Annotated in this window: 11 protein-coding genes; 4 read left to right on the top strand and 7 right to left on the bottom strand. The window is 65.7% G+C overall.

The window, feature by feature from the left end; genetic code table 11:
* Positions 1-98: 98 nt before the first annotated feature.
* Both H5397_RS16445 and H5397_RS16440 read right to left on the bottom strand, forming a co-directional pair.
* Positions 99-512 (bottom strand): relaxase domain-containing protein, encoded by a 414-nt coding sequence (locus tag H5397_RS16445; RefSeq protein WP_182818775.1) that lies wholly within the window; start codon positions 510-512, stop codon positions 99-101.
* 125 nt (positions 513-637) lie between these two features.
* Positions 638-1,375 (bottom strand): MerR family transcriptional regulator, encoded by a 738-nt coding sequence (locus H5397_RS16440; RefSeq protein WP_182818773.1) that lies wholly within the window; start codon positions 1,373-1,375, stop codon positions 638-640.
* Positions 1,376-1,480: 105 nt separating this feature from the next.
* Between H5397_RS16440 and H5397_RS16435 the strand changes: the two genes are divergently transcribed.
* Positions 1,481-1,681 (top strand): hypothetical protein, encoded by a 201-nt coding sequence (locus H5397_RS16435; RefSeq protein WP_182818772.1) that lies wholly within the window; start codon positions 1,481-1,483, stop codon positions 1,679-1,681.
* Between the two features lie 227 nt (positions 1,682-1,908).
* A complete protein-coding gene (locus H5397_RS16430) occupies positions 1,909-2,784 on the top strand; it encodes an exopolyphosphatase (protein WP_182818771.1) in 876 nt (291 codons plus the stop codon).
* A 325-nt stretch (positions 2,785-3,109) separates the two neighbouring features.
* Here the strand turns inward: H5397_RS16430 and H5397_RS16425 are convergent, their stop codons facing one another.
* A complete protein-coding gene (locus H5397_RS16425) occupies positions 3,110-4,687 on the bottom strand; it encodes a recombinase family protein (RefSeq protein WP_182818769.1) in 1,578 nt (525 codons plus the stop codon).
* Positions 4,688-4,722: 35 nt separating this feature from the next.
* Here H5397_RS16425 and H5397_RS16420 point away from each other — a divergent pair, with 35 nt between their 5' ends.
* Both H5397_RS16420 and H5397_RS16415 read left to right on the top strand, forming a co-directional pair.
* Entirely contained in the window at positions 4,723-5,712 is a 990-nt protein-coding gene (locus H5397_RS16420) for a helicase C-terminal domain-containing protein (protein WP_182818768.1), read from the top strand.
* A gap of 25 nt (positions 5,713-5,737) precedes the next feature.
* The gene (locus tag H5397_RS16415) at positions 5,738-6,685 is read left to right on the top strand and encodes an abortive infection family protein (RefSeq protein ID WP_081473272.1); all 948 of its coding nucleotides are present in this window, start codon (positions 5,738-5,740) and stop codon (positions 6,683-6,685) included.
* 521 nt (positions 6,686-7,206) lie between these two features.
* Here the strand turns inward: H5397_RS16415 and H5397_RS16410 are convergent.
* The 4 genes from H5397_RS16410 to H5397_RS16395 form a co-directional block, all read right to left on the bottom strand.
* Positions 7,207-8,727 carry a recombinase XerD gene (locus H5397_RS16410; RefSeq protein ID WP_182818766.1) on the bottom strand — a complete coding sequence of 507 codons (1,521 nt, stop codon included), beginning with the start codon at positions 8,725-8,727 and terminating at the stop codon, positions 7,207-7,209.
* Positions 8,728-8,729: 2 nt separating this feature from the next.
* The gene (locus tag H5397_RS16405; protein ID WP_064846257.1) at positions 8,730-9,062 is read right to left on the bottom strand and encodes a helix-turn-helix transcriptional regulator; all 333 of its coding nucleotides are present in this window, start codon (positions 9,060-9,062) and stop codon (positions 8,730-8,732) included.
* A complete protein-coding gene (locus H5397_RS16400; RefSeq protein ID WP_064846256.1) occupies positions 9,059-10,165 on the bottom strand; it encodes a site-specific integrase in 1,107 nt (368 codons plus the stop codon). The genes H5397_RS16405 and H5397_RS16400 overlap by 4 nt, the downstream gene beginning before the upstream one ends.
* Positions 10,166-10,240: 75 nt before the next feature.
* The coding region (locus H5397_RS16395; RefSeq protein ID WP_182818765.1) for a transposase at positions 10,241-10,584 on the bottom strand (344 nt) is incomplete at its 5' end.

Raw genomic sequence — 10,584 nt, 5'->3', positions numbered from 1 at the left:
AACAGATGCCCTCCACCGTCCGCCGGTGGTCATTCCACGGACGGCCGCCCTTCGCGCCCCCACGCGGCATCAACGGCTCAATCCGCGCCCACATCTCGTCACTGAACTGAGGACTCCTGGTCACAAAGACAACCCTGACCCCCACCACCCAAATCAGTTACGCGACACGCCCTAGATACTTCGGGGTGGAGGGCGGCGGCGACCGACAGGCTCTTGGGTGCGTTAATCGTCATCTCCGCGAACAACGGCGAACCCTTCGACCCCTCACCCGGATTACGTGGCGTGCCCATCGACTCACCCGTGACGGGATCGTGCCAGTCCACCCACCCCTCGTACTCGACCGCCGACAGTGACATTGCGGCGGTGACCTCGCCGCTAGCATCGAGCACCGTGTACTCCGACAAGGCGTTGTCCGCGCCCAGGTAATACTCGTCGGCGCGGGAGCGGTCGGCCTCGACATAGCGGCGCGCGGCAGCACCTGTGCCGCGGAACAGGATCACCCCGCCCTTCATCCTGGCCTCCCTCATGAGTCGTCTCATGAAGGAGGTGCGCACGCCCCACCCGCGGTGGCATACGTGCATCCGTTGTTTCAGAGGCAGAGGGTGGCCGGTGCCGAGCGGTCGGTGGGGTGCTGGGGTTAGGAGCCGGTTACTGGTTCGCTCGGGGCGGGTGCGTCGGAGGCGATGAACTCGGTGATGTGTTGTTGGAGGAGGGCTGCGCCGTCGAGCATGGCTCTGGCTCGGTGTGTCAGGCTGGTTCGTCGTTCGGTGAGCGCGGCCTGTAGAGCATCGGCACTCTTGCTTCCTCGGAGTTCGGTGATGATGGGTCTGATGCGGTCGAAGCGATAGCGTCCTTGCCGGAGGAGATGGATGATTCGGGCGTCTCTGACGTCCTCGCTGTCATAGACCCGGTGGCGGCGGCTGGTCTGCCGAGCTGGGGCGAGCAGACCAGCGTGTTCCCATACGCGGAGCGCTGACGTGCGTATCCCGAGATAGTCCGCGAGTTCTCCGATGGACAACGGCGCGTCCGGGCCGGCGTGATGCTCTACCGCAGCGGCAACACGGGTGAGGGCCTGGCTCGTTTCGGTAAGGGCCTGGCGTTGCTGGTGAAGTTCGTGGTGGCTGGCATCAAGGAGGGCCAATGCTTGGTCGATCTGTCCTGTGCTCAACGCTTCCATGATGGAACGGGCTGATCCAGCGCCGTGGCCGCGTGCGAGTGCCTGATAGCAGAGTAGAGCGCTGAGGTGCGCACCGCGATAGACCCGGTAACCCGAACCTGTGCGATCGGCAGGCGGGAGGACTCCGGCGGCTTCGAGGTTGCGAATCTGTTGGGTGGAGACTCCGGCCCGGGTTGCCAGATCGACGGGGCGCATCATGGTTCCTTTCGAGTGCGAGTTGAGGCTTACACGGCATCAGTCCAGGATTTTCGGCAGTCCACACCCTCCAACCCTCAACTAGCAGTTCAATATTATACTTGAAGTATGAGTGATTCCCCAGATAACCCGACCCGATTCCGCCTGGACATAGACCTGGGAGCCGTCGCGGGAGATCCAGTTGAGGAACTGGCGCGTGTGCTGCGGTACTGGGGCGGCAACATGAAGCATTACGACCTCGCCCAGCCGATTACCGAGACCATCTACGACTCGGAGTATCGAGAGGTCGGCAAATGGTCGCTGTCTTGACCCGCGAAACCGCACCCTAGAGCGACTGCGGATGCTCGCGCCGGAATGATTCCCGGCGCGAGCATTCGCAGCCGTTCCTATCGCTGCAGGGCGGCCTTCTGACAAGTCGTACCTGCGCTGCGCCGGGGAAGCAGCGACGTATCGACTGACGAACGGTTGTAGCGGCGTGCTGGTTCACGTCCTGGCGTGGGTTCTGGTGGCGCACCTCCTTCACGGGAGGTGCCACCGTGACCGAACACACCCCACCCACTACAGGCGACGACGCCGCAGCCCAGGATGGCTCGCCACGCCACGGGTTCGAGACACCAGAGGGCTTACGCACCCTGCTGATCCGGTTGCACGAGGCCGGGCCTGGGGCCTGGCGCAGTGACCGTGAAGCCGCGGAACTCATGCGGTACACGGCAGAGAGGTATCGACGCCTGGCCCGCAAGTACGCACTGGATGAGTGGGAGATTGCCTCGGCAGCATTCGAGGTCATGCTCGCCCCCTCGACCAGGAACGCCGGAAACCCGTGGGCGGTCGTCACTCGCGCGATGAAGATCACCTGTGGCGTCGAAGTGCGGGCGGCGGGGATGCTCGTCTCGCCGAGCAAGGTGCGCCACACGGCCAGAATCGTCGGCTTCCACGACGCCATCCGGTTCGCGGAGCGAGAGAACCTGGCCGACTACCACCCCGCGTTCGCCGTCAACCCCACCACCGACAATGAGGAAGACTTCGACGGCAGCGAGCGCGCTCGGGTCGCTGCCGTCCTATCGGAGATAGTCGGGCTGTTCGCCTCGGCCGGATGGGATGCCGTGCTCGTGACCGACTGCATCGAGCACGTCGCCTACCGGCTCGGCGATCTGACCTCCCGGCCGAACGCGGTAGAGGTGCTACGCCGCGACCGCGCTATCCCGGAGCTGCTCGGGGTACCGTCGACGTCGTGGGCTGCCTTGCTGCGGATCGTGCTCGGGCATCCCGCTCCGAAACACGCTGGTACTGCGACTGGCGACGGGGTGCTGCTGCGCCTGCTCAGCGGCGAACCCCTCGACTCCCTGCGCTGCGACACCGGCCTGCTGGCTGCGATATGGGCCGCCAACCCAGACAAGCAGGCCGAACCCTGAACCACCGCGAGTCTGTGGGAGGGGCGTCGTACCTATCAGCATGAGCATCCCCACCGCACCCGCCTCCGTCACTCCTGACCGTTCCGCGCCGTCGTCACAGCATGCTGCTTTCACGTTGGGAGCACGCCTGGCCGCTGCCTCACGTCAGGCGCAGGGTTTGCCCGCGACGGTGGACGATCCGGCGGTGCTGGACGAACTGCGAGGACTCTGCACGGCACCTCGCCCCAACAAGCGCATTGTCTCGAAGATACGGAAAGGCCCCGCACCCTGAACCGCTTGCGCTGGTCAAGATGCGGGGCCGACAACGCCCTGCGGGTGGCCGTGCTCAGGCTCGCCAGACGAACTCCACCCGGCGGGCCAGCACCTCGGCGCGGTACACGGTGCGGCGGGTGTGGAACGCCTCAACCGTCTCGTTGCGGCGACGTGCTGGGGTCGCACCGTTCATCCCGTTCGGCAGAGCGTGGACGAGCACGGCTTCCAAGATCAGGCTGGTGGCCTGGTACTGCCACAACGGGGTACGCCCCGCCCATTCTTTGGCGACGGTGGTCACGTCGATGCCCGGCCCCTCCTGTTCGGGCATGGCGGCGGCGTACTCACGCCGGGTGACCTCGATCCGCTCGGCGATCCTGGCCCGCTGCCGCACCCACATCGCCTTGTCGATCAACCCGTCATAGTGATCGTCGTCCAATCGGGCCAGGCGTTCCCGGTCAGCATCCAGCCTCGCGGCGAGACCGACCCGCGCACCCGCGTCCACGCTCGGCGTCGCCCGCTTCGACGGGGCCAGGGTGATTTGCTCGAATGTTGCCAGCACCGCTTCTTCCACCAGTTTCAAGATGTCGGCGGAGCGGATCGAGCGGTGACATCCGCCGCGGGTGGCCTGCACGCACTGATACACGTTGCCTCGGTGGAGCATCGCCCGCCCACACGCTGAGCAGCGGATCAGCCCCGAGAACGGATACATGCGCTTCGCCGCCCCACTGCCGGGCTGATGGAAGTTCCGCGCCTGCTTCCGCGCATCGAGCACATCGGAGACCTGCTGCCAGGTGTCCTCATCGAGAATCGCAGGCCAGGCGGCTTTCACCTGCATCTGCGAGGTCTTCGCACGGGTGCCGTCCGGCAATACGGGGCGGTACTCGCGCACGCCTTTGATGGAGGGGCTGCGCAGCACCATCTTGATCGTCTTATCCGACCACGCGCACCCGTGGGTGGTCAGCACGCCGCGCTCGTTCCAGTCCTTGCGAATCCGGTACAGCGACTCACCGGCCAGCACCCGCTGCGCGGCCTCGGCCACCATCGGCCCCGCCACCGGATCAACGACGAGGGCACCGGACTCGGCGCGGTAGCCGAACGGCACCCTGCCGCCGTGCCAGGTGCCCTCAATGGCTTGCTGCTTGGCTGCGCGGGCGACTCGGCGGGCGGTGTCGGCGCTGGACTTGTTCGCCATCGCTACCAGCACCCTGGCCATCGCTACATCCGAATCGGTGTCCAACCGTAGGGAGCCGGTGACCGAGCGCACGGTGAACCCGGCCAGCACTTTCGCGTCGATCAAGTCCTCCAAATCTCTGGGGTCGCGTACCGCTCGATCCAGGTCGTAGGCGATCATCACTTGCGCCTGTCCATCGGCCAGGTGCTTGAGCATCGCGCGGAACTCTGGGCGAACCACGCGGCGCACCCGCTCACCCGATGCCAGCGTGATCGTGCGCTGCTTGAACGCCGACGTGTCATTCTCACGGAACACCGCCGCGACCTCCCAGCCGTGCGCGACAGCGTAGGCGCGGCAATCGGCCTCCTGCCGATCCACCCCACGCTCGGTACTCTCGGGATCATCACTGATCCGCACATACACCACCGCCCGCAACGGCGACACTGACCCCGTACTCTGTTCCTGCTGGTTCTGGCCCATCAGTCGGCCCACCTTCCTACTCGTGTGAGAGGTAGGTGCGTTTACAGAACCTCGGCTACGCCGTCACCGCGCACCGTGCCCAAGGGGCCACCGTCGACACCGCACACGCGGTCGTCCACTCACCGGAAGTGACCCGAGAATCCCTCTACGTCGCGATGACCCGCGGCCGCGAATCCAACCGCGTCTACGTCGCCACCGACGAGCATCACCTCGAGGAGCATCAGCACCGTGAGGACCTGCAGAACACCGCCCGGAGCATCCTCTACGGGATCCTGCAGCACCCTGGCGCAGAGCTCTCCGCACACGACACGATCACCGTGGAGCAGGACTTCTGGGGCTCACTCGAGCAACTCGCGGCCGAGTACGACACCATCGCACAAGTCGCCGGACAGGAACGCTGGATCGCCCTCCTGCACGCCGGAGGCCTCACGGCGGAGACGATCGACGAGCTCGTCGAGACAGACGCCTTCGGGATCCTCACCACCGAGCTGCGCAGGCTCGAAGCCGACGGGCACGACATCGACAGTCTTCTCCCGCGCATCATCCAGGTTGGAGGACTGGACGAGGTGCAGGATCTCGGGTCGCTGCTGCGTTACAGGCTCCAGCGCATCACGGCGGCCTACCAGCCTGCTCCGCAGCGGACCGCCAGGATGATCGCCGGCCTGGTCCCGCGCGCGACCGGGATCACCGATCCCGCGATGAGGCAAGCCCTCGACGAGCGGGAGCAGCTCATGGAGCAGCGCATCGATGCCCTGGTCGAGAAGCTCCTCAAGCAGCCAGAGCCCTGGTTGACGGGACTCGACGAGACCGCTCCCGCAGAGGGTGAGGCTGCGGCACGGGCGGTCATTGCGTACCGCGACCGGTGGGGCGTCACCTCGAGCAGCCCACTCGGAGCGGTGCCCGGCGACGATGCTCAGCGCGTCGACTACGAACGCGCCCAGGGCGTGCTCGTGAGCCTTCAGCAGACCGAGCACTCCCCGGAGGAAGTGCGGTCCAGACGGAGTCAGAGGCGGTCGATTTCCTGATGTATGCGGCCGATATTCTTAGTGCATGACGCCAACGAACCGCGCGCGGATCTCTCGCCAGACGCGCTCAAACGTGTTCGATTGGCTCTCGCTTTCCGAGTACGACTGGTCGGGGCGGCTGCAGCATCCGCAGTTCCTCGCCCGGCTCTACGACTTGGAGGAGCTGCCGAGCAGAGACCACAGGTACCGCACTGCCAGCGGCGACATCTACCAGCACATGGTGAACAACTGGGACTGGGAGGATGACTGGGTCTTCAACGACGACCGTTTCCAGCTTCGTAACGGCAGCGACGAGACGTTCCTCAACTTCTTAGCCGAGACAGTCCATCCCATTGTCCGCGACGATCCAGACGCCGCTGCCGCGATGGTCGCTGCCTACAATGACACCCTCCGCCGAGATGGGTATGAGCTCATCGAGACAGACCGTTTCGGAGATCGCATCATCTATGGCTGGCGTCAGATTTCCGCGTATTACGCCCCAACCGAGCTAACGCTCGCCAAGACGCCCGACCTCACCGAGAACTCTGTGCTGCGCCGTCACCTCGATCTAATCAACCGCGACCTCAGCTCAGATCCCGCTGCGGCGATCTCCTCCTGCAAGAACCTCCTCGAGAGCCAGTGCAAGATCGTGCTCACGGATCTGGATATCGAGTTCTCCGAACGAGACGAGCTCCCGGCTCTTTTCGCAAGCACCGCATCGGCACTCGCGATCAATGCCGACGCGGTAGACGGCAGCAAGCGCGGCAGCGACGCCCTCCGCAAAGCGATGCGCGCCCTCTCCACTCTCGTGCAGTCCGTCGCGGAGGCACGCAACTCAATCGGCGACGGGCATGGCTCCGTCAACGAGAGCCCCGCGACTCCACGACATGCACGCCTCGTGTTCAACTCGACTGTTGCAGTCGCGCAGTTCATCGCCGACACCTGGCACGAAACCTCCCATGAGCAAAAGGCTGCGCTGGGCTCCTCCTTCTGACGCTTCTCCACTCCAATCCGCAAGCGGAACTCCACCGCTCTTCCGCACTCCAACCGAGCAGCGTAGACTGCGAAATGGCAGGACAGACCACGCGCGAAGCCTGACGTCGGGCGGAGCAGACCGCCCCAAGAAGCCTCGGGGCACTCACCACACAGGACCAGCCACATCGAAGTGCTCCCGTGTGAAAAGTGAGGCCATCATGAATCTCATGCAGCGTCTGTGGAACGCCAGCGTCCGCACCCGCATCTTCCTGCGCCGCCGCAGCCGTACTTGTCATGCTGACACCTATCGAGGACAGCAGACACTGACCCAGTGCGCTCCGGTGGCCACCACTTCGTGCCACCGGAGCGCGCTGACCGCGGCGGCATGCCCGGGCGCATGTCGTGCCCTGGGTTCGGTTCCGTGGTGAGGACGAGCCGCGGGCGCGGGCATCTGTTGCTGGACATCCAGCAGGCCGACGGCCAGACCATCCTGGTGTAACTGAACGCGAGCATGGCTGGGCAGATCGTGGTGGTCGCCGGCTATCGCTGGTCGCCCGCGTGGCGGGCCGCATATCGGGCCCACGGTTCTGCGGACTTTTCGGCGTGGAGGAAGGCGACGTGGTGGCTGTAGCCGAGTGCGTCGGCGACTAGCGACGGTGGGCATTGGAGGACGAGCTCGCCGAGGGCGCTGTTGCGGGCGCCGAGGAGGTTCACGCCGAGGGCTCGCAGTCTGTCCATCACGGTGTTGGGGTGGAGGTGTCGTCCGGCGAGGATGCTTGGGAACATCCAGGGGCTGTCCGTCCCTGCCGCTGTCCGGAGGTTGGGCCGAGCATCGCGGTGCTGGCGGATCATGTTGGCGAACGGCTCAGGCACGTCCACTGGATGGCGGCCGAGCTGGATTCTCATGCCGTGAGGGCTCTCGGCGATGGCCTCGGTCGTCAGAGTGACGACTTTGACCAGTGGTTGCGCGTAGAGGAGCAGGAGCATGCCGGCGACGCGGTAGGGGAGTGACTCGCTGGTCCCGGTGAGCAATTCGCGGATCCAGGCAAGTCTCTGCTCCTGGCTCAGGGACGGGCTCGATCGGGGAGTGCGATGCGCGACCGTGACACCGGTGTTCAAGCGGGACTTCTTGGCGAGCTGGAAGAAGTTCCTGATCATGGTGCGAGTGGTCGGTCCGCCTGCCAGCCACTCGTCGGCGTCTTGCTGGGTGCAGGTCGCGGCGGTGCGGTGGTGTGTCTGGTGCAGCCAGGTCAGGAACTTGACTGTCTCGGTGATCTCTTGCTTCGCTGAGTGCACCGGGCCGCGCGTGTTGGCGCCTGCTTCGGATTTGGCGCGGATGTTGCGTAGGTGGTGCCAGGTCGCGAAGTGCTGGACGGGCTGACGGACCTCGGCGGGGAGCCCTTCTAACTTGACGGCGATCCACTCCTCGAATCGGTGCAGGTAGGCATCGCGGTAGGGGAGTAGGCCGTGATGTTGCAGGAGTGCTCGGATGTGTTCGGTCGGCTTGCCGGGAACGGCGTCGAGGCCTTCGTGGGAGATCGGGATCGTGCCGTCGCCAAGGCCACGCAGGAGCGTCTGGACCTTGGGGGATCGCTTCCAGACGAGGATCGACTCGGGTCGCTCGGATGCGCATAGCGCGTCGACCAGACCGCGCAGAGCGGGGTGTTCCGGCTCGCCGCCGAGGACCTGGTGGAGGTCGGCGCGAAGCGCACATCGGGCGCAGAGCCGCCCTCGGTGATGCCCGGCTTCGGTGTCGCAGCTGTCGCAATGGAAGTCGTGGGGGATCTCCGCGCAGGTCGCGCAGATCGGACCGCCGCCGGCGCTTGCGGGTCCTGGTAGCAGGCGGTCTTGGAGGCACTCCGGGCAGACGCCTCGGGTGTGGACGGCGTTGTAGTAGCAGATGTTGCAGAGCCGGCCCTCCGGCCATGTGACGGCGACCCGCGGGATCTTGCGGCCGCAGCGTGCGCACGGGTTCCCGGTCGTCGAGGTGATGCGTGGACGACCCTGGATGGTGGAGCGGGGGGACAGGCCTGCTGGTCCTCGACTCGCCACGGCAGCCATCCCTACTCGTCGAGAATGTTCGCGCGCCGGGGTCGAACTGATCGGTCGAGGCTGACGACGTTGGAGCCGGGCTCGGTCGCGGTCTTCCGGCGCCGGACGTCCGCGGCGGTTGTCGTGACCAGATCGGCTGGTGTGCACTCGAAGATGTCGCAGAGTGCGGCGATAACTTGGAGCGAGACGCGCTCCGGCCGCTGATTGACGAGGCGGTAGACCTGCGGTCGGGAGAGCGTGATGTCCCGTTCGCCGAGCAGCGGGATGAGATCGGTCGTGTTGTGCAGACCTCTGGCCGCCATCAGCTCGGCCAGGCGCCACTGGTAGTCGACCTTGCGTTTCATGGTGTTCCATCCTTCGTGGTGCGGGCCAGGGCCTCGTTGACGGTCCTGTCGAGAGCGCTGCGGAGCGTGCTGCGCCGGAACTCGTCGCCGACGAACTGGTAGATGCCGGTCGTCGAGGCGTACTCGTGCCCCATCTGGTCCTGGACGAACCGTGGGTCCCAGCCAGCCTCCAACAGATGCGTAGCGTAGGAGCGTCGGAACGAGTGCAGATCGAGCCCGTCCGAAAGTCCGAGCTCGTCGCAGTAGCGGCGTAGCCGGCGCAGCAGCGCCGGTTCTCCGACCAGGCCGCCGCGTTCGCTGGGGAACAGGTCGAGTGTGTCGGGCTCACCGCGACCGTTGGCGAGCCAGTCCTCGAGGATCGGAGGCGTCCATCGCCAGACGGTGAGCACGCTGCGGGGTTTGTAGGGCGAGGAGCGCTTTGACTTGCCGTAGCGGACCTTGCAGACGCCGAACCGGCCGAACTCGCGCGCATGCGGGTTGCGGGCGAAGTCGACGAGCTGCAGGTGTCGCAACTCGTTGAAGCGGAGGCCGTAGGCGTAGGCGATCTTCATCATGACCGCATCGCGATAGGCCGCCTGCCAGCCCTTGCGTCCCGACCGCCCCATGCGTTCGACCTCATCGTCGGCGTAGACGAAGAGTCGATCGAGCTCGGACCGCGTGTAGGGACGCTTCGTGGGTCCGCCGTCGTACTCCTGGACGTGCGGTGCGGAGTTCCAGTCGAAGAAGACCTGCGCCGGGTGGGTGCCGAAGTACTGCTCGCAGACCCGGTCCCATCCGTAGTCGGGGTTGCTGACGTAGCTCGTGAACGCCCGAAGCGCAGAGTGGTAGCTGCGCAGCGTGGAGCGAGAGACGTGTCGGACGGTGCGCAGGTCGGCCGAGAACTCCTCGACCATCGCCGGCGTCCAGTTCCACGGATCCTCGTTCATGTGCTCAACGAACCGGCGCACACAGCGCAGCCGCTGCTCGATCGTCGCGAACTGCAGGTTCCTGGAGAGCTGCTGGTTGCGCCAGCCGTCCAGCATGAGCTGGAGCACCTGCTCCTCGGGCCGAAGGACCGGCAGCGAGGGCACCACCGAGACCCGACCCACACCGTCGACGTGCATCCGACACCTCGTTCCGCGGTTGCATCCAATGAGTCAATGATGCATCCGATGAGACGCCAAGGGTATACGGGCTCTTCACAATCGAGGGTGTAGCCGCGGCCTGAATCCGCCGGTCTCGAGCAGCGATCGTGCGATGTAGTGGGTGAGGTTCCGGAAGCCAAGGGCGCTGCCGCGGAGGTGTTCCAGCCGGCCATTCAGGGCCTCACTCGGGCCGTTCGACGTGCCGGGCCGGTCGAAGTACGCCAGCACGTCGGCCGCCCGCTTCTTCAGCGTCCGGCCCAACACGATGACCTCGGCCAACGCGCCGGGGACACGGCTGCCGATGGCTTGGATGAGATTCTCCATCAGCTGGCGACCCTTCGCGCGGTCAGGTTCGCGGTAGGCGGCGATCATCTTCTGGTAGATGGCCCAGGTGGCTT

Origin of the sequence: Propioniciclava sp. MC1683 (assembly GCF_014164675.1) — a bacterium.
Lineage (GTDB): Bacteria > Actinomycetota > Actinomycetes > Propionibacteriales > Propionibacteriaceae > Propioniciclava.
This window is presented reverse-complemented; position numbering and strand designations above follow the sequence as displayed.